At 43.5% G+C, this 20,092-nt stretch carries 24 protein-coding genes and 1 riboswitch; of the genes, 15 read left to right on the top strand and 9 right to left on the bottom strand.

The annotated features are described in order from the left end of the window. Positions 1-84 precede the first annotated feature (84 nt). Positions 85-306, top strand: coding sequence for a hypothetical protein (locus ACFQPF_RS09915; protein ID WP_379749136.1), 222 nt, complete (start codon positions 85-87; stop codon positions 304-306). Between the two features lie 85 nt (positions 307-391). On the opposite strand, the gene ACFQPF_RS09910 is transcribed toward ACFQPF_RS09915, so the two are convergent. Both ACFQPF_RS09910 and ACFQPF_RS09905 read right to left on the bottom strand, forming a co-directional pair. Next, complete coding sequence (locus tag ACFQPF_RS09910; protein WP_379749134.1) at positions 392-694, bottom strand: MazG-like family protein; 303 nt, start codon at positions 692-694, stop codon at positions 392-394. Continuing rightward, positions 691-2,337, bottom strand: coding sequence for a DUF2075 domain-containing protein (locus ACFQPF_RS09905; protein WP_379749132.1), 1,647 nt, complete (start codon positions 2,335-2,337; stop codon positions 691-693). The genes ACFQPF_RS09910 and ACFQPF_RS09905 overlap by 4 nt, the downstream gene beginning before the upstream one ends. Before the next feature lie 305 nt (positions 2,338-2,642). Between ACFQPF_RS09905 and ACFQPF_RS09900 the strand changes: the two genes are divergently transcribed. Genes ACFQPF_RS09900 through ACFQPF_RS09890 form a run of 3 tightly spaced genes read left to right on the top strand, consistent with a single transcriptional unit; the run spans position 2,643 to position 4,065 of the window. Beyond that, positions 2,643-3,122 carry a MarR family winged helix-turn-helix transcriptional regulator gene (locus ACFQPF_RS09900; protein WP_379749130.1) on the top strand — a complete coding sequence of 160 codons (480 nt, stop codon included), beginning with the start codon at positions 2,643-2,645 and terminating at the stop codon, positions 3,120-3,122. Beyond that, on the top strand, positions 3,103-3,738 hold the full coding sequence (locus ACFQPF_RS09895) for a nitroreductase family protein (RefSeq protein WP_379749128.1): 636 nt from the start codon (positions 3,103-3,105) through the stop codon (positions 3,736-3,738). The genes ACFQPF_RS09900 and ACFQPF_RS09895 overlap by 20 nt, the downstream gene beginning before the upstream one ends. A 24-nt stretch (positions 3,739-3,762) precedes the next feature. Next, positions 3,763-4,065 (top strand): putative quinol monooxygenase, encoded by a 303-nt coding sequence (locus ACFQPF_RS09890; protein ID WP_379749126.1) that lies wholly within the window; start codon positions 3,763-3,765, stop codon positions 4,063-4,065. A 167-nt stretch (positions 4,066-4,232) separates the two neighbouring features. Here the strand turns inward: ACFQPF_RS09890 and ACFQPF_RS09885 are convergent, their stop codons facing one another. Further along, positions 4,233-4,673: an NUDIX hydrolase gene (locus ACFQPF_RS09885; RefSeq protein WP_379749124.1), complete on the bottom strand. Its 441-nt coding sequence runs from the start codon at positions 4,671-4,673 to the stop codon at positions 4,233-4,235. A gap of 106 nt (positions 4,674-4,779) precedes the next feature. Next, positions 4,780-5,148 carry a hypothetical protein gene (locus ACFQPF_RS09880; protein ID WP_379749122.1) on the bottom strand — a complete coding sequence of 123 codons (369 nt, stop codon included), beginning with the start codon at positions 5,146-5,148 and terminating at the stop codon, positions 4,780-4,782. 311 nt (positions 5,149-5,459) lie between these two features. Here ACFQPF_RS09880 and ACFQPF_RS09875 point away from each other — a divergent pair, with 311 nt between their 5' ends. Then, positions 5,460-5,960: an RNA polymerase sigma factor gene (locus tag ACFQPF_RS09875; RefSeq protein ID WP_379749120.1), complete on the top strand. Its 501-nt coding sequence runs from the start codon at positions 5,460-5,462 to the stop codon at positions 5,958-5,960. Beyond that, complete coding sequence (locus ACFQPF_RS09870; protein WP_379749118.1) at positions 5,950-6,858, top strand: anti sigma factor C-terminal domain-containing protein; 909 nt, start codon at positions 5,950-5,952, stop codon at positions 6,856-6,858. The genes ACFQPF_RS09875 and ACFQPF_RS09870 overlap by 11 nt, the downstream gene beginning before the upstream one ends. Before the next feature lie 91 nt (positions 6,859-6,949). On the opposite strand, the gene ACFQPF_RS09865 is transcribed toward ACFQPF_RS09870, so the two are convergent. Then, positions 6,950-7,198, bottom strand: coding sequence for a YuzF family protein (locus ACFQPF_RS09865; protein ID WP_379749116.1), 249 nt, complete (start codon positions 7,196-7,198; stop codon positions 6,950-6,952). Between the two features lie 139 nt (positions 7,199-7,337). Between ACFQPF_RS09865 and ACFQPF_RS09860 the strand changes: the two genes are divergently transcribed. Both ACFQPF_RS09860 and ACFQPF_RS09855 read left to right on the top strand, forming a co-directional pair. Further along, positions 7,338-7,727: a VOC family protein gene (locus ACFQPF_RS09860; protein WP_379749114.1), complete on the top strand. Its 390-nt coding sequence runs from the start codon at positions 7,338-7,340 to the stop codon at positions 7,725-7,727. Between the two features lie 72 nt (positions 7,728-7,799). Next, on the top strand, positions 7,800-8,729 hold the full coding sequence (locus ACFQPF_RS09855; protein ID WP_379749112.1) for a DNA/RNA non-specific endonuclease: 930 nt from the start codon (positions 7,800-7,802) through the stop codon (positions 8,727-8,729). 400 nt (positions 8,730-9,129) lie between these two features. On the opposite strand, the gene ACFQPF_RS09850 is transcribed toward ACFQPF_RS09855, so the two are convergent. Further along, positions 9,130-9,513, bottom strand: a complete 384-nt coding sequence (locus ACFQPF_RS09850) for a cupin domain-containing protein (RefSeq protein WP_379749109.1) — start codon at positions 9,511-9,513, stop codon at positions 9,130-9,132. 315 nt (positions 9,514-9,828) lie between these two features. Here ACFQPF_RS09850 and ACFQPF_RS09845 point away from each other — a divergent pair, with 315 nt between their 5' ends. The 3 genes from ACFQPF_RS09845 (at position 9,829) to ACFQPF_RS09835 (ending at position 12,236) form a co-directional block, all read left to right on the top strand. Next, a complete protein-coding gene (locus tag ACFQPF_RS09845; RefSeq protein WP_379749107.1) occupies positions 9,829-9,975 on the top strand; it encodes a hypothetical protein in 147 nt (48 codons plus the stop codon). Between the two features lie 957 nt (positions 9,976-10,932). Further along, positions 10,933-11,730: a DUF6597 domain-containing transcriptional factor gene (locus ACFQPF_RS09840; protein WP_379749105.1), complete on the top strand. Its 798-nt coding sequence runs from the start codon at positions 10,933-10,935 to the stop codon at positions 11,728-11,730. Positions 11,731-11,822: 92 nt separating this feature from the next. Next, positions 11,823-12,236 carry a DUF1761 domain-containing protein gene (locus ACFQPF_RS09835; protein ID WP_379749102.1) on the top strand — a complete coding sequence of 138 codons (414 nt, stop codon included), beginning with the start codon at positions 11,823-11,825 and terminating at the stop codon, positions 12,234-12,236. Positions 12,237-12,326: 90 nt separating this feature from the next. Here ACFQPF_RS09835 and katG read toward each other — a convergent pair whose 3' ends face one another. Further along, a complete protein-coding gene (gene katG, locus ACFQPF_RS09830) occupies positions 12,327-14,552 on the bottom strand; it encodes a catalase/peroxidase HPI (RefSeq protein ID WP_379749100.1) in 2,226 nt (741 codons plus the stop codon). Between the two features lie 142 nt (positions 14,553-14,694). On the opposite strand from katG, the gene ACFQPF_RS09825 reads away from it, so the two are divergent. From ACFQPF_RS09825 to ACFQPF_RS09810, 4 genes are all read left to right on the top strand, one after another. Further along, a complete protein-coding gene (locus tag ACFQPF_RS09825) occupies positions 14,695-15,363 on the top strand; it encodes an HAD family hydrolase (protein ID WP_379749098.1) in 669 nt (222 codons plus the stop codon). 27 nt (positions 15,364-15,390) lie between these two features. Then, positions 15,391-15,852, top strand: a complete 462-nt coding sequence (locus ACFQPF_RS09820; protein WP_379749096.1) for a GNAT family N-acetyltransferase — start codon at positions 15,391-15,393, stop codon at positions 15,850-15,852. A 49-nt stretch (positions 15,853-15,901) separates the two neighbouring features. Continuing rightward, positions 15,902-16,186 (top strand): serine hydrolase, encoded by a 285-nt coding sequence (locus ACFQPF_RS09815; protein WP_379749094.1) that lies wholly within the window; start codon positions 15,902-15,904, stop codon positions 16,184-16,186. A gap of 147 nt (positions 16,187-16,333) precedes the next feature. After that, a riboswitch (glycine riboswitch) is annotated at positions 16,334-16,412 on the top strand. 132 nt (positions 16,413-16,544) lie between these two features. Next, the gene (locus ACFQPF_RS09810; RefSeq protein ID WP_379749092.1) at positions 16,545-17,867 is read left to right on the top strand and encodes an amino acid permease; all 1,323 of its coding nucleotides are present in this window, start codon (positions 16,545-16,547) and stop codon (positions 17,865-17,867) included. A gap of 439 nt (positions 17,868-18,306) precedes the next feature. Here ACFQPF_RS09810 and ACFQPF_RS09805 read toward each other — a convergent pair whose 3' ends face one another. Further along, entirely contained in the window at positions 18,307-19,131 is an 825-nt protein-coding gene (locus ACFQPF_RS09805; protein WP_379749090.1) for a carbohydrate ABC transporter permease, read from the bottom strand. After that, positions 19,128-20,078, bottom strand: coding sequence for a carbohydrate ABC transporter permease (locus ACFQPF_RS09800; protein WP_379749088.1), 951 nt, complete (start codon positions 20,076-20,078; stop codon positions 19,128-19,130). Before ACFQPF_RS09800 ends, ACFQPF_RS09805 begins: the two co-directional genes overlap by 4 nt. Positions 20,079-20,092: the final 14 nt, after the last annotated feature.

Genomic DNA, 20,092 nt, shown 5'->3' with positions numbered 1-20,092 from the left:
GCCAGTTTTTGTGACAGCATGGAAAAGCACCTCCTTCAATGAGATACTTCTATCGTACCGGAGGTGCCATACAAGTTATATGCGTTGTTTGAATACGGGCTTACAGAAAAAAGAAATAAAATCGATTTTAAAAATTATGTTGATTGGAAAGCACAGATTAGAAAACATATTTATCTAAATTCAAGCGATGCTGATATATTTAGAGGTACTGTTGGTGATGAAAGGGATATTTTTTATTCGGTAGAGGGGAAAGGAAAAGGAATTTGGGGATTGCGTAGTGCAGCTAACAAACAAAAGGATACCTAAAAATAGATTTAACAACAAAATGAAAGATGTCTGCCGCAAGCCATAAGGGTGAAGCAGACATCTATATTTATGAATTTATTTTGAATTACCTCACCGGATACTTCCTCCCATTCTTCTCAATCTTCTCTTCAATAATCTCTTTCACATCTAGCCCAAGTTCCGAGCACAGTGTAAGGGAATAGATCAGAATATCCGCAATCTCCTCTTTAATGTTTTCTTCATTTTCCTTAAGTGCGGTCTCGTTGTTGACCCATTGAAAATCTTCTAACAGCTCGGCTGCTTCGATGGAGATGGAGATGGCGAGGTCTTTTGGGTTGTGATGCGGTCTCCAGTTTCGTGCATCTCTGAATTCATCGATTTTGTTCATTAAATGTTGAATGTCGCTCATGATTGTTGTCCCCTTTTTAGCTGCAACAGCCTATTTCTCAGCTTAGAATCTGTCGCATAGATATATAGTCCGTGAATGCCCCGTTTCATCAGGACATTGATAGAGTTTAAGATGATTTCTTCTTTTATGTTCTGATTTTCCTCTGGTGAGAGGTCGTTTCGTGAGGTGAAAGCACCTGTATCTTTGTATTTGGATGGATAGATTTTCAGTTCGTCTTTGCCTTCATCATAACTAACGGAAGGACCGAGAACCACGCCGACATAGTTAAGATCGAAGCCTTGAACGGTATAGATGGAACCGACCTCTTTAATGGATGCTGGGTTTTCGGCCCATGTCACGTTATTTTGTGTGATGTTCCACGGCATGTTGATTCCCTTTTCATCCACGATATACGTCTTCTTATCCTTTTTGTGCAGATAGTCAAAGGTTGAGACAATGCGGGAGAGGCCATGTTCTCTGTTCTTCGCTTGAATCGCAGCCTTAAACGTTTCAGCCTCTTCAAAAATATTGAGCTCGAAGGAAGATTCTTCTTTAGGCGGCAGCGGTTGAATGTTCTTAGCGACAAAACTGTCAATCCACTCCATCGTTTTCTGCCCAGCGTGCATCCTCATCTGGTCTGTCAGCTTGACCGTCTTCGCATGGTATTGGTTCGTTATTTCTTGCAGCAGCCCGTCGTTCCAATAGCTTTTGATCTTCAGCACTTGTTTCACATCAAAGATGACAATAGCGAGCTTGCTGCGCTTAATGATTTCATCCAGCTGGTTTTTGTAATGAAAGTTATTGTACGCGTCTTCCTTTGTCAGAAGCAAATGTGCCTCATCTATCAAGACAATATCCGCTGTTTTTCCCGCCTTTGTCATCTCATTAATAAACGGTGTGGGCTTCATCAAGTTCTTCTTCTTTAAGTTCGGCAAGCTGTTGGCGATGCCTTTATACGTTTTCAGCATCTCGCTATGGTTTACGAGCAGATAGTTATCTGTCCCGTGTAAAGAAGAGCTGTCATCCTTAGCTAGATCTTGAATGGTGTTAAAGAGAGAGCTTAACAGGACGCTCTTGCCTGTGCCAGCATCGCCTTCAATGGCAATTACGTGATTCCCCTCGGTTTGAATGTGTTCTCTGCAAAAATCCAGCACTTCATTTTTGATCTCCAGCTGCTGAAGCGAGAGTTCTTTATAAGGCGACAGCTTGTAAATGTCTTTGTTGCGAAGGTTCTCAATGGTGTCGCTCACAATATTTTCTTCTCTAAGCTTCTCCCAGATCATTGGGAAGAGTTCTTCGTTATAAAAGGGTTTGTCATAATAATTATGCATAACCCTGGATCTCGTCTGGCTTACGTTTTGCAGCTGATATTGGTTATCGGCAATAAAGTAGTTAATAAGATTCGACTCGATATTGTATGTAGCGGATTGGTTGAATCTTTCATGTCCGATAAGAAGGGAGCGGTTCAAGTCCTTCCGTCTCTTATCCTCAATATGATGCTTTAAACGCCGCGAAGCCTGAACCGTCTGGCCGATATAAGCAGAGGGGCGCTTCTTATCGTTATAGAGGAGATACACGATCGGATAGCTGTTCACATGCAGTGATTTTACAGTATGTACGTATTCAGAAGTAAATTCACTCTTTTCAAAAACCAGTTCATTCATAACAACCTCTATAGTTTTCATTTTATGTAATCGTATCATATTTTTCGTCTGTTTCTAATAATTGGTTTGTTAGTTCCCTTTAGCAATCGGGTTAATCGTTATATCAAGAAAGTGAAATCAAAATAATTGACCTCTCAACCATAGGGGTTTAGTATCATGGTTGTATTTCATTTGACGTTGTCAGTGTTATGCTTCTCCAATCTGTTGACTCGTCTTGCAATAGAGGCCGTTTTCTTGACATCTCTATCTCCCTATACTATATTCATTGATGCATCAATAATTGACCGGTCAAGTGTTAGGGGGTAATGCTTTTGCTGAAGGATTGTTCTGAAGAAGGAAAGATTATAGGTAAGCTGAATGACATTTATCGGTTAATGAGCCCGAAGTTCGAGCGCTGTACGGGGATCAGTCAGTCTCGGCTGGAGCTGCTTCACAAATTGTTTGAGGTGGATGAGATCAGTCAAACGCAGCTGCAAAAAGTGGTGTGCATTGATGGGGCCGCCGTCACGAGGCATCTGAAGCAGCTGGAAACACAAGGGATCGTCTCGCGCAGGAAAAATCCTGCCGATAACCGGGTTACCTTTGTCCGTCTGACGAAAGAGGGAAGAGAAAGAATACAATCGTTCAAACGGGAAAAAGAACAGTTCATCACTCAAGTATTTGACGGGATTTCTGAGGAGGAGCGGAAGGCGTTGTATTCCAGCCTTTCCCGCATCCTAGACAACGTTAATAACATATCCGTATTAAGAAAAGGAGCAATAACACATGAACACCATGAGAAATAATGACTTCAAAGATATTATTACAGGACGCCGTTCCATTCGGAGCTACGATAAAGGTGTAAAAATCAGCAAAGAGGAAATGACAGAGATTCTGACAGAAGCGACACTCGCGCCATCTTCTGTTAACCTTCAGCCGTGGCGTTTTCTTGTGATCGATAGTGAAGAAGGCAAAGCGACGCTTGCACCGCTTGCGAAGTTCAACCAAACACAAGTCGAAACATCTGCTGCTGTCATCGCTGTATTTGCGGACATGAACAGCCTGGATTATACAGAACGAATTTATAATGAAGCGGTTGAAAAAGGCTTGATGCCAGCTGAAGTCCGAGATCGCCAAGTTCCAGGCATTATCGGCGCGCTGAGCCAATTCTCTGAACGAGAGATGCGCGAAATGAACCTCATTGATGCGGGCCTTGTATCCATGCAGCTTATGCTCGCTGCGCGCCACCACGGCTATGACACGAACCCAATCGGCGGGTACGAAAAAGATCAGATTGCAGAAGCGTTTGGAATGGACAAAGAACGTTATTACCCGGTTATGCTCATTTCAATCGGAAAAGCAGCGGATGCAGGCTACCAATCTGTACGCCTGCCGATCGAAGAAATCGCGGAATGGAAATAAACCATCGCAAAGGGGAGAAGAGTCATGATCATCATACACGCTGAACTGCAGGTGAACATAGCAAAAGAAGAAGCCTTCTTACATGAGGTGCAAGATCTGATTGCTGCCTCACAGCAAGAAGAAGGAAACGTGAGCTATTCTCTAAAGCGCGATGTGGAGAATCCCAGCCACTTCACCATGGTTGAGGTCTGGAAGGACATCGAAGCTGTTCAATTCCACAATAGCACCGATCACTTTAAGGCATTTAACGGAAAAGCGACACAGTACCTCGCCGCACCACCTGCTATAAAACTGTATGACGGACAAGAATTGCAGCTAAACGCATAGGAAGATACGTAAAGGATAGAGAACGTACAACTAGCTGCGTTTTCTATCCTTATTATTCACCTATCCTTTACTAAATCCAGTAAGCATCCTGAGGTGTCGATTGCGGCTTATTAAGCGCAGACCTGTGAGCGATTTCTCTTTTTGGAGGGAATTGTCATGCTGTTCATTTAAAAGTTTTCATACAGGGTATTCTTCAGGATCTTATCAGCTAGTCTAATGTTTTCCTTTAAAAATGCAGGTGAATCTGCGTGTGCTAGAATTTCAGCAGTAGTCATCCAAAGAACATCATCTACCTCGTCCCTGCTTTTCGCATAAGGTTCACCATATTTATGGTGACAAAGAAAAACGATATCAATGACATTTATGCCTGAATCAGTAACAAAGGAAGAACTATTCACATATTTGAGATCTGCCACTTCGCTACCTACTTCTTCAAGAATTTCTCTTTTTAACGTTCTTTCAAGAATATCAGAAGAAAACCCCTCAATTTCACACTTTCCACCGACTAGTGAAAGACATCCACCAGCGTGCTCTTCCTTCTCACTTCTAACAATGAAAAGCCATTGACCATTTCGATGAATAGCTCCTTCTACATTTACTACGAACATAAAGTAATCTCTTTGAAATAGAATGTCGAACTCTACTACCCTTCCTTTACTTCAATAAAAGAGAGCATATTCCTTTCTAAAAGAAGTGCACGATAGTGGAACAACTTTAACGATAGTGTTCTCTGAAAATCAATTTGAATCTAGGCTTTAAAGTGATTTCAATGATGTTTTCATATCTATCCGATTCACCGTGAAACAAACGTATTTGGGAGTTATCCTTCTTGTCTTTTACAACTTCAATTTTATTAACAGAAAATAATTCGAGACGTGACAATACCTCGTCTGTTTTCTTTTCCTTCACACTTATAGAAAACTCGTGATAAAAAGGAGAAAGGATGATCTCGTATACTTCATTAACGGTTTTAAATAGAAAGGTTGATTGGTCGTAATAGAAAAGATCTGTTTCATCTTTCCTTTTAGGTATTGATTCAAAAACTGAAATTAGGTCTATTTCATCTGGAATGTCCATCCCCATCGTTATCTCTCCCACTCCGTGTTATGTAGGTTTTTTTACACTTTAATCCACAATCCTGCTCGTTTATTTTATAAGTTCAGCATTTTTTTACTTTATAATCAATTCGATTTTGCCGTCATTTAATCCTTTCTCACCATAATGGAGTGAGTACGCATACCCATTCAATCAAGAAATAACCGCAACGAATTATGCTGCGGTTTGGTCCTATCTGTACAGATTACGCATAAAGAGGGAAAGGTTGTTTGGGGGCAGTATGTAAAGTGATTGTTAACATTTTACTTATTTGTACGTTATATAAGTAGGGGGTCAACATGGATGAGCAAATAATACAGGATTATCTTAATAAAGAGCTAAAGTTTGTGTTCAATTATTTAATCACAATGGGCGTTACTAAAGAAGATGCTGAGGATATTATTCAGGAGACTGCGTTCAAGTTTGTCACATACATGGATGGCATTGACCTAAAGAAAGCGAAAAGCTGGTTGTTTAGGGTCGCTATTAACCACTTTTATGATTTGAAAAGAAAAAATAAGAACGTTGTTCATGTATACGACCATCTAGAAACCATATCAGATCAGATTCTGACAGATGAGGTTGTCTTAAAGCGAGAGAAGAATAACGAAGTACATAAAGCATTAGCCAATATGAAGCCTTTGTATCGGCATCTACTCATCATGAAATACGGTATGGACTTATCTTATCACGAGATTGCTGCAAGATTGGACTTAAACACAGGCACGTTAAAAACGTACTTATACCGAGCTCGGCAGCAATTAATCATTGAATATGGGAGGATTGAGAATGGAAGATAGAGACTTGGATTTCACATTTGAAACGGCACTAACCAAGGCTAAACGCAAAAGTTTAATAAGAAATATTGTTGTCTCATTGATGGTTACTATCCTTCTTTTTACGGCCATATATTTCGGAGGCTACATAATAATGTCCGATAAAATGGATAAGCATGTATTAACAGATCATAACCGATTTGCCGTGTCGGGCGGTAACCTTGAAGTGGCTGTTACAAGCTATACATATGGACTATTCTCAGCCACAGGGAAAACGGATGTACTGAAACGTGTTGGCGGAAGACCCATGTTGTGGATGCAGTTTGAAAAAGAATACACAAAATTCGGCACTGTAACGGACAACAGCAAAATGTATCTTCAAGAAGCCTTCGATTCTCTTTTAAATAAAAAAGTATTGTTTAACTCGCAGAATGGCGAGCGGTCTTTCATGTTCTATCCCCCTGGCTCGCCGTCAACAAGCAATGATTTATCACGAGTGTTAAATGCTGATACGAATAAATACTATGAAATGGCCCTTTCGTTTGATAAGACGTATTCATACTCTTTTATAAAAGCCAACGTGCCATCTGATCACTTGGACTGGGTGTGGATATCAATTGATCAACAAAAGGGAGCAATTTCTGCTATAGAAGCATACGGCTTTCACTTTACGAAACATAATCCTTCAAAAGGCATAAACAACTTTTTGCAAACCTTGAAAAGTTGGAATGATGAAAAAGGTGGATTTGCCAAAGAAGTACAAAACGTAACAAAAGAATTAAAAAGAAAAAATCAGTTTTCTCCCAACAAATTACCCGTTAATGGCGTAATCATAAGCGGCACGCCTGAACAATTACGAAAATACAAAGATTTACCCTTCGTTAAAGCGACGTCACTAGGAGCGACTGTGGACGTTTATTAATTGCTCGAGAGGAAAGAAGGATGGAGTGTTCTTTTAAAGAAAAAAATTGTTAAAGAATACGGCGCAGACCTCCATCTGCGCTTTTTCTTGTTTAAACCGGCATAACGGTAACAATCTGCTGTATCCGCACAAAGAAAATGGAGTCTCCTCCTGCAGTGAGGACGATGTGATCCGGCTGTACCTCCGTCAGGGTACCTCTAATCGTATCCTTTGTCGTTTCGACCACTAAATCTTTCCCAATCACAGACTGCAGCCGCTGGACAACGAACGGATCGACTAAGGTCATGTACTGAGGGTTAGCGTTTGGATTGCGATGTTGCTCATATGGATGATAGTACACAAGTATTCCTCCTCTATGGGTATTGGTACAGATTATGCGTAGACAGGAAAAGCGTGTTAGGGGGAGAATGTATGTTAAATGGTGACTTTTTCGGCGTGTTAGGGATTAATGAGCATACATATCATTGGAGGAATATAAAATGAAAATTATTGTGAACAGTATCTTTGTTTCAGACCAAGACAAGGCACTGAACTTTTACACAGAAACGCTCGGGTTTGTTAAAAAGCACGACGTTCCGACTGGGAAATATCGTTGGATCTCGCTTGTATCAGTTGATGACCAAAGCGGTACAGAGCTTGTACTCGAACCGAATGCCCATCCCGCAGCGAAAGAGTATCAAGAGAAGCTGTATGCTGAAGGAATTCCAGTGACCATGTTCGGCGTTTCCAATCTTGACGCAGAGTACGAACGATTAGTGGAGAAAGGCGTGACGTTCACTATGGAGCCTACGAAAATGGGTGACGTCACAATCGCTATATTCGACGATACATGCGGCAACCATATTCAGATCATCGAGCAGCCATCTTAGTACCCGTTGGACTATCTGAAACGGAATAAGTATTGTAAAATAATTCTAATAAGATATAAAAAGAGGTGCAACGTGCAACGTAGATGGTATCGAATGATCATATTGCTTGCTCTGCTTAGTATGAGTACTAGCTGTGGACAGCAGAATACAACAGAAGTCAGTCAAAAGAAAGCAGCCGTTGAAGAAGCGGAAAAATCGAGTGGTGAAACCGGCAGTACGAGCGTTTCTGAGGCGAGTATTGAAACTGTACAGAGTGTTGCGGGCGATTTTGACTATAGTGAATATGAACTTCTTGAAGTAGATGGCGGAGATACGTCAGGGTATCGAGAGCCGAATGTCCGAGTGGATGTTGGGTTTGGCGATAGGGAATATTGGGCGTATACGAATGAATACGGCCAGCTCGTTCGTGTGGAGGCAAAGAAGATCATTCTCCAAAATCCGAATACCGAACAGGTGACATCGTCAGGCAGATATTATTCTGATGAAGCGAAGGTACCGGGTACAGAGCATCCCGATTTTGATGAAGGCCATATGATTGCGGACTCCCTTGGGGGCGTGTCGAACGCCTATAACATTACACCGCAAGATAGCATTCTGAATCGCCACGGCGATCAGGCGTATATGGAAAAAGTGATTCGCGATGCAGGAGGCTGTACCGATTTCGTCGCGGTCATTACGTATCCAAATAATAAGACGCAAATTCCTAACCATTATACCTTCACATACAAACTTCAGGGCCGAACCATCACCGATGATTTTGACAACGTAAACCCTGATGAAGTGAACAATAAGCTAGTGGAGACGCCAAGTGAGAGCAGTACGCCGCCAGCAAGCGAAACGCCAAGCAGCACGGAAGATGTGAGTAAGGTGGATACGAATCGCAATGGACAGGTGACGATCGCGGAAGCCAAAGCAGCTGGATTTAAAATGCCGATTACGCGCGAGTCGTGGCTCTATCCATACATGGACGATCGCGATGGTGATGGGTTGGTGGGGGAGTAGGTAGAGCAATTGGACTGCTAAACAATAGAGGTGTACGAAATGAATCAAAGTACAGGAACAATTGTCCTCCTGCTCAATTTAATAGCCATCATTATCATTTATAAAAGAGGTAAAGACAGTCAAGCTAAATTCACGATAAAAAGCTTTCTGATCGGCCTCTTTTTAGCCATTTTATGTATAAATGTGATGATGTTTATAATTCTTTAAGAGGAGCACCACACACTTCAACAGGTACTCTGTTTAATTTGTAAGTTAGGAAGCGGGAGAACCGCGCCTTTGCTAATAAAAGCCGGTATCCCTGGGGATTGCCGGCTTCTTATAAATATTTGGAGCTACATATAGGCCTGGTTAACTGCATGAATCTTACGGTTATGCTGCAAAGTAGTCTTTTTAAATGTAATTAGACTGTACCAATAGGATCGATGCCTTTGTTTTCCATCATCAACACGACAGCCTTGCCTTCAGGTACTATAGGTCTGTGCATGGTCCCTTTTGGCACGCATACGCCTTCATATTGTCCTAGTTCAAAGTTGCCGTTTTCTGTTTCCAAAACGATGGCACCTTCCAGTACAAAGAAGACTTCATCATCATGTTCATGTTTGTGCATATGGTATTCACCCTCAAAGATTCCAAGACGCAAAACGGATGAATTGACTTCACATAGTGTTTGATTGAACCATTTGTCCGTGTTATCCCGCACAATATCCTTGATCGTGATTTTTTCTAGATAATCAAACTTAATGTCCATTTGTTGATTGTAGTTGTAATTTTTTTGATTTTCCATACATATCTCCTTCTCGCATCTTTTAACGAATGCCTTTTATAGAATGAAAAACGTTTATCCTATTGTACGAAAACCATTAAAATGTACATTCAGTATAAAGCATGTGCTCACACGGTAAAAGAGATAAATAACCATGTTTTCTATATCAGCACAAAACGAAGAAAACAGACAGTATAATAGAGTTTTATTTGGATTTGTTTTAAGCGGTATACAACGGTATACTTTGAGAATATTGTCCGGATAGCGTTTCATATATAAATGAGGAAGCAGGATAACCGTTCTCTGGCATTTAAAAGAAAAAAGTAGGTGAACATAATGGGGAAATATCAACTGGATCACAAAGCTCAGGTAGCGGTGACAAAGTTTCATGAAAAACAGTCGCCAGCCCAATTTGATAAAAGGAAGCACCTTGAAAAATTACGTGCGGAGTTTCTGAAAAAGAAGCAGCAGGCAGATAAATAGTGTAGAGGAGAACATAGGGAGACGAAAATCTTTCTATGTTTTTTTAAACGGTGCGTGATTCTATCGCTTAGATTATGGATCATATTGTCTACGTTAATATCAAGCAGGAACAGCGTCTGTTAGCATCTAAATTAATGAGAAACTCCAATGCACTTAGGATGATTAGATAGGGGATGTCCAGTTGTTAGTATTGTTACTTCATATTTTAATAAGTTTCATGGTGTTAGGAATAACATTTGTTCCAGGTCATCTTGTAGAATTTAAAAGAAGTGCTCTAAATAATATTGTAGCGATAACTGGATTATCAGGGATTTTTTTAGTTGGTATAGGTATTTATATTGTAATAGGAGAGTCTTTACATGCCTATTTCTATATAACGATTATCATACAGTTCATTATTATTTGTCTTTTCTTTTTAAACTATCGTCATTTTAAAAAGGTGGGTCATTCAAATTTCATAAACATCTCTTCTGTCATCCTGGTTATGATTAGTTATGGAACGTATATATACTATATTATCGCTAGTTTTATGTATTAAAATATGCGCCTATATGAAGTTACAACATGCAGGGTTCAAGAGAATAAACAAAGCAGCTTCTGTACGTAATAACGTAGGTTAATCTGGTTAAACAAAACCAAATCAGAGCTACAATACGAAAGAAGCTGCTTATCATAAAGATTGCCCATAAATACGCAGGTTTAAACGTGTCCCCAAAAATAGCACGCGCAATCGCTGTATAAAGAAGAAGAAGCATGAGAACGATGATCAGGAAGGGCAGCGATGAAATCTATTCTAATAGTGTTCATTATCTTAACGGGGATGTATGGTCTTGCTTCTATCTCGTTTCGTTGAATCGTACTTATCACACCAAGTCTTTAGCACCTCTTTGTTGTCAAGAATGGTAGGATGGCGGTTAGGGCACCTGTTTCTGCATGTATCAAAGAAGGATGGTATACATGAAAGTTGAAATAAAACAGCCGGATAAACGGCTACGTCCGTGGATTGAGTGCTATTGGCATGTACAATTGGATACAGGCGTGGAGCCAAAGAATGAATTGATTTTGCCGAATGGTAAGATTGAGATGATCTTTGCTCTGGATGGGAATTACCATGTTGTAAACAGAAGAACGAATAAGATGAAGCAGGCGTGGTTGTCAGGCATCCATCATGAACCATTAGAGATTACGTATCACGGGAAATCAAACTTGGTCGGTATTCGTTTTCACCCTCACGGCATTTTCCCCTTTCTGACGATCCCTGTTCATGAGATGGTGAATGCGGTTGAGGACCTGCACGCTATCTGGGGCGTGTTTCATGAGGAAGTGTATGAAGCACTGTGCAGAGGAATCGAACACGCTACGATTTATGAGACTCTCGATGAGTTGTTGTTGCGAAAAATTTCAGAAGGGAAGACAAGTCTTCACCCCGTATTGGGGCATATCGTTGAGCGAATCAGAACGAAACCGCATGAATCAATAGCTGATTTGGCTCATTCTATAGGGTATACGCAAAGGCATTTAAACCGGCTGTTTAAAGACCATACCGGAGTCAATCCCAAAATGCTGTCGCAAATTTTTCGTTTTGAAAAAACCTGTACTTACCTCCATTCTAACTCGGAAGAACACCCTGCCGATGTCATCGCTGCAATGGGGTATTACGATCAGCCTCATTTTAATAAAGAATTTAAACGGTTCTCGGGTATGACACCGTTAGAATATAAAAAACGAGCCGGTGATTCTGCTCACTTTCTGTAAGATAGAACATGTCCAACTTTTACAATACGCTTGTCTCGCTATTCATTATAATACGTATGAAATGAAGGCTTAGAGCAAGAAGGGGTGAAGGTATGGATATAAAGCAAGCGATTGAAGCCATTAATGTATTCGCCGTTTTCGCTGCGGCGTTATCTTCTTTTTTAATTGGCGGTCTATGGTATTCGGTGTTATTCGCAAACGTGTGGAGCCGTGAAAATGGACTGAGTGATGAAGAGTTAAGAAACAGAAAAATGGGCATGATTTTTGGCACGTCATTTCTGTTGTCCGTTATCATTTCCTTTGTGTTAGCGATGTTTCTAGGACCAGATAGAAACGGTATGATGGGGCTGTCTGCAGGCTTCATGGCAGGACTTTTCTGGGTCGCTGCCGCAATGGGAATCACGTATCTGTTTGAGAAAAAGTCTTTATCCTTATTTTTCATTAATGCGGGTTATCATGTGATCACGTTCACCGTGATGGGCTTTATACTTGGCGTTTGGAAATAAGAGTGAAAAGCAACGAATAAAGCACCTAATCCAGATCGCTCTTAGGCGAATGTATCGCTTAAAGATCTGAGTTAGGTGCTTTGTCATTATTTACTGCTTGGCCAACCTCACATCAAATCGATCCGCGTCCATCACCTTCACCCAAGCTTTCACAAAGTCCCTCACAAACTTCTCTTTGTTATCATCCTGAGCATACACTTCGGCTAACGCACGCAGCTCGGAGTTGGATCCGAATACGAGGTCAAAGCGAGTGGCGGTGCGTTTCACTTCTCCTGTTTTGCGGTCACGGCCTTCGAATTGGTTGAAGCCGGCTGGTTTCCATTCGGTGCTCATGTCGAGCAGGTTGACGAAGAAGTCATTCGTCAGTGTGCCGACTCGGTCTGTGAACACGCCGTGCTTCGTGTCGCCATAGTTGGTTCCGAGAACACGCAGTCCTCCGAGAAGGACGGTCATTTCAGGAGCACTGAGACCGAGCAGCTGCGATTTGTCGATGAGCATCTCTTCAGGGCTCGTCGAGTATTCTTTTTTCTGGTAGTTGCGGAAGCCATCCGATACAGGCTCTAGCACATCAAATGTATCGGCGTCGGTTTGCTCTTGTGTCGCATCTCCGCGTCCAGGTGTGTATGGCACCTTTATATCAAAGCCGGCATCCTTTGCGGCTTTTTCAACGGCTGCACTGCCGCCGAGCACGATGAGATCAGCTAAGCTAACCTTCGTGCTGAGCTCGTTTTGCAGTTTTTCATACACACCGAGCACTTTCTCCAGCTGTGCCGGTTCGTTCGCTTCCCAGCCCCGTTGAGGTTCTAAGCGAATGCGTGCTCCGTTCGCGCCTCCGCGCATATCGGATTGGCGATACGTGCTGGCGGAGCTCCAAGCCGTTTTGACGAGCTCGCTTACCGAGAGACCGCTGTTTAAGATTTTTTCTTTTATATCGGCAATATCACTGTCTGACAAATCATACTCCACGTTTGGTACCGGATCCTGCCAGATCAGCTCTTCTGCTGGCACCTCTGGACCGAGATAGCGGACTTTCGGGCCCATGTCGCGATGAAGGAGCTTGAACCAGGCACGTGCGAAGGCATCGGCAAACTCTTCAGGGTTTTCGTAATAGCGGCGCGAGATTTTTGCATAGTCTGGATCGGTGCGCAATGCCATATCGGCCGTTGTCATCATCGTCTTCACACGAATTGAGGAATCTTCAGCATCAGGCGCCATATGTTCCTCGGTCATGTCGACTGGTGACCATTGGTACGCGCCGGCAGGGCTTTTCGTCAGCTCCCATTCGTAGCCGAACAGAAGGTCGAAGTAGCCGTTGTCCCATGTGGTTGGATTGCTTGTCCACGCGCCTTCTATACCGCTCGAGATCGTATCGCGTCCTTTCCCGCTGCCGTGTTCGCTCAGCCAGCCGAAGCCTTGCGTTTCAAGGACCGCCGCCTCTGGATCGTCGCCGACAAGAGACGGATCGCCCGCTCCGTGTGCTTTTCCGAAGGTGTGGCCGCCGGCAATGAGTGCCACCGTTTCTTCATCATTCATCGCCATGCGGCTGAACGTATCGCGAATATCGCGTGCGCTTGCGAGTGGATCGGGTCTTCCGTTCGGTCCTTCTGGATTCACGTAGATAAGGCCCATCTGAACAGCTGCGAGCGGCTTTTCGAGCTCACGATCGCCAGAATAGCGGTTGTCGGCGAGCCATTCTTTTTCCGTTCCCCAGTAGACATCTTCTTCTGGATGCCAAATGTCTTCACGTCCCGCGGCAAAGCCGAACGTCTTGAGTCCCATTGATTCCAGCGCCACGTTGCCTGTTAACACAAGCAGGTCCGCCCACGAGATTTTGTTGCCGTATTTTTGCTTGATCGGCCATAGCAAGCGGCGCGCCTTATCGAGGTTCACGTTATCCGGCCAGCTGTTAAGCGGGGCGAAACGCTGCGCACCGGTCGAGCTGCCGCCGCGACCGTCCGCTGTTCGGTATGTACCGGCGGCATGCCATGACATCCGGATGAAGAAAGGACCATAGTGGCCATAATCCGCCGGCCACCACTCCTGGCTGTCGGTCATCAGAGTGTGAAGATCCTGCTTGAGCGCGTCATAATCAAGCTTTGAAAATTCCTCACGATAGTCGAAATCCTCGCCCATTGGATTCGATTTTTTGTCGTGCTGACGCAGAACATTTAAGTTCAGCTGATTTGGCCACCAGTCTTTGTTCGTCGTACGACCTGGCGCTCTTGATGTCGTAATCGCACTATCCTTGTGATGCGTGACGGGACACTGCCCGGCAGACGTGTGTTCCTTTTGATCCGGCTGATTGTGGTTATCCATTATTGTTCCCCTTCCTTTACTAGAAGATTAGCTGCAAACAATAGCAAACGTTGGTGAAAAATTCGAATTATTGTGTCAATTTCTAGTATAGTAGAGAAAAATGGGGATTCAAAGCAATAAGCATGAGAAAGGTGGATTTAAATTGAATCCATATAAAATTCTATTATTTGATTTAGACGGTACCCTTTCAGACCCAAAAGTGGGTATCACCAAATCCGTTCAATATGCACTAGAGAAGATGAATATGGTTGAAGCGGATCTGGATAAGCTCGATGTGTTTATTGGACCTCCGCTGCAAGCTTCGTTTGCAGAGCATTATCAATTTGATGAAGAAACGACGCAAACAGCGATTCTCTGGTATAGGGAAAGATTTAATGATAAAGGTATGTATGAAAATGAAATGTATCAAGGTATTCCCGAGCTGTTACAGTCTTTAAAAGAACAAGGAAGTACGTTAGTTGTGGCTACATCCAAGCCTACCGTTTTTGCTGAGCAGATTTTGACATATTTTAAGATTAATCAGTACTTTAATTCAATCGTCGGCAGTCATCTTGATGGAACAAGAACGTCAAAAACGGAAATCATTCAATACATATTAGACAAGTACAACGCTCACCAGGTGGATGAATTTATTATGATAGGCGATAGAAAGCATGACATTATCGGTGCCCACAACACAGGTATTGATTCAATAGGCGTAACGTATGGATATGGATCGCCAGAAGAGGTGAGCGGGGCGAATCCCACGTATATTGCTGGCAGTGTTCAAGAATTACAACACGTATTACTCGGTGATGTAGCCATCAAATAGCGCCAAAAAGGATGGGAGCGAGTCAGCTTGAAGGGTGAAATAACATTTAGATTAGCTGTTGAGGAAGACATAGAAACCATTGTCGCAATGCTTGCAGATGATGCGTTAGGAAGAGAGCGAGAGCGGTGTGAGCAGCCGCTTCCTGACAGCTACGTAAAAGCGTTTAAGGCAATCTCTTCTGATCCGAATAACGAGCTAATCGTAGCGTGTGATGGGGAGGGAATCATCGGTGTATTTCAGGTGACGTTCACACCTTACCTCACCCATCAAGGCGGTTGGAGAGCGACGATTGAGGGAGTCCGAACAGCCGCCTCAGTAAGAGGACAGGGTGTAGGGACAGAACTGATCACATGGGCAATCCAGCGGGCAAAGGACCGCGGCTGTCACCTCGTGCAACTGACGACTGATAAAAAAAGGCCGGACGCTCTGCGGTTTTATGAGAAGCTGGGATTTCAGGCGACGCATGAAGGGATGAAGTTAAAGCTGTGATTCTCATTCTGAAGGTTGTAACACTTAGAGTAATTAAAAGGAGAAAAGTATGAAACAATCTACGTACAACAAAGTGAATGAGATTACAGATTATATTAATGGAATGATAAATGACCATCAGGGAGTTGGATTGAGTGTTGCTATTGTTAAAGATTCAGACATGATCTATTCAAAAGGCTTTGGCTACTCTCAGATACAACCAGTAAATACAACAATTGATGGTGATACATGGATGAGCATTCAAAGTGTTTCTAAGAACTTTACGGCACTTTCGATTATGCAGCTTGTTGAAAAGAATCTGATTTCATTGAATCATCCTGTTGTTGCCTGGTGATTAATAATGATTAAAATATGCACCACCCATTAACTCCCAGTTCCGAACAATTGACATACTAGCATGGACGTACTAGTATTGGACATTATCAGAACGACTTACGTTCATATATCGCAAGCTATGATTGCTGTGGATCGTACTGCAGCAGGAGCAGCTTCTGGAGAGACCGCATGATTTGCGGCGCCGAAGGGTTCACCATCTCAGGCAAAAGGACAGAAGAGTATTGAAGCTGAATTTGTTGTGTTTGTTTTTGCAGCGCAGTAAAGGCCTTTTTAATATTCTACTGTAAAAGAGATTGGAGATTCTTCCAGTCTCTTTTTTTCGTTATTTTTTTACATCGCAGAAGGAGGAATCATCCATGTCACAGCAAGAATTAAAGAGAGATTTAGCCAACCGCCATGTGCAGTTGATCGCAATTGGCGGGACGATTGGTACCGGGTTGTTTTTAGGTTCAGGTCAAGCCATTCAGCTTGCTGGACCATCTGTTATATTCGCTTATCTAATCGTTGGAATCGCGCTGTTTTTTCTGATGAGAGCGCTCGGTGAGCTGCTGCTTTCGAAAGAGGGCTATCAGTCGTTCACGGATATTGCGGAGGACTATCTCGGACCGCGTGCGGCGTTCGTGACAGGGTGGACGTATTGGTTCTGCTGGATTATGACCGCTATGGCTGATGTGATCGCAGTAGGTGTGTATGTGCAATATTGGTTTCACATTCCGCAATGGGTTCCGGCGATTGTCTGCTTGCTGCTGCTACTAGGGCTCAATCTTTTAACGGTAAAGCTTTTTGGAGAATTGGAATTTTGGTTTGCCCTGATCAAGGTCATTACGATTCTTGCGTTAATCGTGATTGGAGTGGTTATGCTCGTAATGGGGTTTAAGACCGACGCGGGAACTGTTTCAATGAGCAACTTGTGGGATCATGGCGGTCTGTTTCCAAATGGTGTGACCGGATTTTTGCTGTCGTTTCAGATGGTTGTGTTTGCGTTTGTAGGAGTGGAACTGGTCGGGGTAGCGGCAGCAGAAACGTCTGATCCGAGAAAGAATATCCCGTCTGCCATCAACAAAATTCCACTCCGAATTCTCTTTTTCTATGTCGGCGCATTGGTTGTCCTGCTCTGCATCAATCCGTGGACACAATTGAATGCTGCGGAAAGTCCTTTCGTTAAAACGTTCAGTTTGATTGGGATTCCTCTCGCTGCGGGCATCATTAATTTTGTCGTGCTCACATCTGCGGCATCTGCTTGCAACAGCGGGCTATTTTCGACGAGCCGAATTTTATTTTCGTTAAGCAAGAGTGAACAGGCGCCTAAAGTGTTTAAGAAGCTGACGAATAATCATGTTCCTGGAAACGCGCTCTATGTTTCCGCTGTTGTTGTCTCAGTGGGCGCACTGCTGAGTAAGCTCATCCCGCAGCAGGCTTTTAGCATCGTGACGACCATCAGTGCTATCTGCTTTATCTGGGTATGGAGTGTGATCTTGATCAGCCATATTAAATACCGAAAAAACCGTGATGATTTGCACAAACAGTCAGCCTTTAAGGCACCATTTGCGCCTTTCATTAACTATGCGGTGCTGACGCTGTTTGCATTAATTTTGCTCGTGCTGCTTATTGCGGACGCTACTCGCCCCGCGTTATTGCTCACACCATTTTGGTTTATTTTGTTGTTTATTTTTGTATAAAAGAAGAGTCTTATAATAAAGGATTGAGGGTTGGACAGGGGGATGCAGGTGGTCGGCGCGCAAGCACATCATAGTCGCTCGCAAATAAGGAAACTTGTTAAAAACCCGCGCGCATTACAAGAGAAGTGTCTCGCAACCCCATAATGGCGCGAATCCGGTCTGGTACGGCGCGCAAATCGGCGGAACCGCTCGCATTTTCTATGTATGGCGTGCATCACATCGGGTTTGGCGCGAGAGCTCTAATAAGGTAACGAAGCATAGACTCGGCAACCTCCGAATCTGAATAACGGCTCGAATCTTCATCCAACCCGCGTGCATCCTTACTAGAACGGCGCGCAACTGCCGGAAATTCATCTGTTTTGGCGCGCATTTTTTTAAGACAAGTTAAGGGCATAAAAGAAAGAAGGAGACCGCAAAAACACGGTCTCCTTCTACTCTTTTATTTAATGGAACCTTGCGTAAGCCCTGAAATGAAGAACTTATTGAAGATCAAGAAGACGACGACGAGCGGGACAGTGGCCCAGAATGTGCCGGATAGGATCATGCCGTAATCGCGGACGTATACGTCGTTCAGTGAGCGTATGGCAACCTGAATCGTTTGGAAGCTTGGGTCGCGCAATACAGTGACCGGCCAAAGGAAGTCGTTCCATACTTGCATGAACGTTACGATTCCGAGTGTGGCGAACGCCGGCAGGATAGATGGAACAACGATGTTCCAGTAGATGCGGAAGTTTCCGCAGCCATCGATCTTTGCCGCTTGAATGAGTTCGTCTGGAACGGAATCACGGATATACTGACGCATCCAGAAGATACCGAATGCGTTGACGAGACCTGGCACGACAAGCGCCTTCATGCTGTTCAGCCATTCGAGCTTTGAGATGATAAAGTACGACGGCACGAGACCGAGCTGTGTTGGCACCATCATCGTAACGAGGATGGAAACGAACAAGATGTTCTTGCCTTTAAACTCCATTTTCGCGAACGCGAAGCCGGCAAGTGAGCAGAGAAACAGTACGCCGAGCGTTACGAGTGTGGACACGATAAACGAGTTGGCCAATGCCTCGAAGAACCGGATTTGTCCGAGAACGTTCTGGAAGTTCACGACAAGCTGATCGCCTGGGACGAAGGCAGGAGGCGTCTGGTTGATCGCCTCTTTTGAATTCGTTGCCATGACGAACATCCAATAAAAAGGGAAAAGGGAAAGAATTGCTCCGACAGCCATGAAAATATATAAAATGAGCTTAGTTGCTGTTAATTTTTTCATGAGGAAAAGCTCCTTTTCTTCTCTCGGCTAGTGATGAAGTAATTGATAATGGTGAAGAACATGATGATAAAGAACAGGACAACAGCTGTTGCGGATGCGGTTCCGAACGCGTTATTGCGGAACGCCTCGCGGTACAGATAAAGCACAACGGTCATTCCTTCTTCACGAACATCGTTCAGTCGGCCAAAGAAAACGAGCGGCTCGACGAACAGCTGCCATGCGCCGATTGTCGAAAGGAACGTTGTGAAAATGATAACAGGCTTTAACAGCGGCAGTGTGATGTGGCGGAACTGCTTCCACGTTGACGCGCCGTCCATTTCAGCTGCTTCGTACAATTCGTGCGGAATGCTCTGCAATCCGGCCAAGAAAATGATGGTGTTGTAGCCGACCCAGCGCCAGAAAACCATGGTCGATATGGCCGTTTTTACACCCCATTCGGAGGTGGTCCAGTTCACCGGCTCGAACCCGGCAAATCCGATAATCGTGTTCATCAGACCGGACGACTGATTGCTGAAAATAACGCTGAAGATAATCGCAACAGCGAGGATCGACGTGACGTACGGCATGAAGATCGCGATACGAAACACGTTCTTAAATCTCAGCCACGTTGCGTTCAGAATGGTTGCTAACACTAAACCGATTAAAATCTGCGGTGCCGTACCGAGCAAACCGAGAATGATGGTGTTGTAGATAGATTTCCAAAAAAGAGGATCCTCTAATATCCATTGAAAGTTCTTTAGCCCAACATACTCCATCTCGCCCAGTCCGTTGAATTTCTGGAACGCGAGGTAGAAGCTGAAGAGAATCGGGAATAACCCGAAGATCGCGAACAAAATGAAAAACGGTGAGATAAAAAGATAGGCGGAGATTCGGTCTTTTGTTTTCTCAGAAAGCTTATAGCTTTTCTCTGTCTTTGTTGTCTTAAGTTGCGTTGACACCTGTGCCATGATGAATTCTCCTT

The sequence above is a fragment of the Fictibacillus iocasae genome, from assembly GCF_042665465.1.
Taxonomy (GTDB): Bacteria; Bacillota; Bacilli; order Bacillales; family Fictibacillaceae; genus Fictibacillus; species Fictibacillus iocasae.
The sequence above is the reverse complement of the archived record's forward strand: the minus strand, read 5'-3'. Positions and strand labels throughout refer to the sequence as shown.

Bases quoted from the DNA above. Each gene is read 5' to 3' on its own strand.
- ACFQPF_RS09910 (WP_379749134.1), bottom strand. From the start codon at position 694: ATGAGCGACATTCAACATTTAATGAACAAAATCGATGAATTCAGAGAT.
- ACFQPF_RS09905 (WP_379749132.1), bottom strand. From the start codon at position 2,337: ATGAATGAACTGGTTTTTGAAAAGAGTGAATTTACTTCTGAATACGTA.
- ACFQPF_RS09900 (WP_379749130.1), top strand. From the start codon at position 2,643: ATGCTTTTGCTGAAGGATTGTTCTGAAGAAGGAAAGATTATAGGTAAG.
- ACFQPF_RS09895 (WP_379749128.1), top strand. From the start codon at position 3,103: ATGAACACCATGAGAAATAATGACTTCAAAGATATTATTACAGGACGC.
- ACFQPF_RS09890 (WP_379749126.1), top strand. From the start codon at position 3,763: ATGATCATCATACACGCTGAACTGCAGGTGAACATAGCAAAAGAAGAA.
- ACFQPF_RS09885 (WP_379749124.1), bottom strand. From the start codon at position 4,673: ATGTTCGTAGTAAATGTAGAAGGAGCTATTCATCGAAATGGTCAATGG.
- ACFQPF_RS09880 (WP_379749122.1), bottom strand. From the start codon at position 5,148: ATGGGGATGGACATTCCAGATGAAATAGACCTAATTTCAGTTTTTGAA.
- ACFQPF_RS09875 (WP_379749120.1), top strand. From the start codon at position 5,460: ATGGATGAGCAAATAATACAGGATTATCTTAATAAAGAGCTAAAGTTT.
- ACFQPF_RS09870 (WP_379749118.1), top strand. From the start codon at position 5,950: ATGGAAGATAGAGACTTGGATTTCACATTTGAAACGGCACTAACCAAG.
- ACFQPF_RS09860 (WP_379749114.1), top strand. From the start codon at position 7,338: ATGAAAATTATTGTGAACAGTATCTTTGTTTCAGACCAAGACAAGGCA.
- ACFQPF_RS09850 (WP_379749109.1), bottom strand. From the start codon at position 9,513: ATGGAAAATCAAAAAAATTACAACTACAATCAACAAATGGACATTAAG.
- ACFQPF_RS09845 (WP_379749107.1), top strand. From the start codon at position 9,829: ATGGGGAAATATCAACTGGATCACAAAGCTCAGGTAGCGGTGACAAAG.
- ACFQPF_RS09840 (WP_379749105.1), top strand. From the start codon at position 10,933: ATGAAAGTTGAAATAAAACAGCCGGATAAACGGCTACGTCCGTGGATT.
- ACFQPF_RS09835 (WP_379749102.1), top strand. From the start codon at position 11,823: ATGGATATAAAGCAAGCGATTGAAGCCATTAATGTATTCGCCGTTTTC.
- katG (WP_379749100.1), bottom strand. From the start codon at position 14,552: ATGGATAACCACAATCAGCCGGATCAAAAGGAACACACGTCTGCCGGG.
- ACFQPF_RS09815 (WP_379749094.1), top strand. From the start codon at position 15,902: ATGAAACAATCTACGTACAACAAAGTGAATGAGATTACAGATTATATT.
- ACFQPF_RS09810 (WP_379749092.1), top strand. From the start codon at position 16,545: ATGTCACAGCAAGAATTAAAGAGAGATTTAGCCAACCGCCATGTGCAG.
- ACFQPF_RS09805 (WP_379749090.1), bottom strand. From the start codon at position 19,131: ATGAAAAAATTAACAGCAACTAAGCTCATTTTATATATTTTCATGGCT.
- ACFQPF_RS09800 (WP_379749088.1), bottom strand. From the start codon at position 20,078: ATGGCACAGGTGTCAACGCAACTTAAGACAACAAAGACAGAGAAAAGC.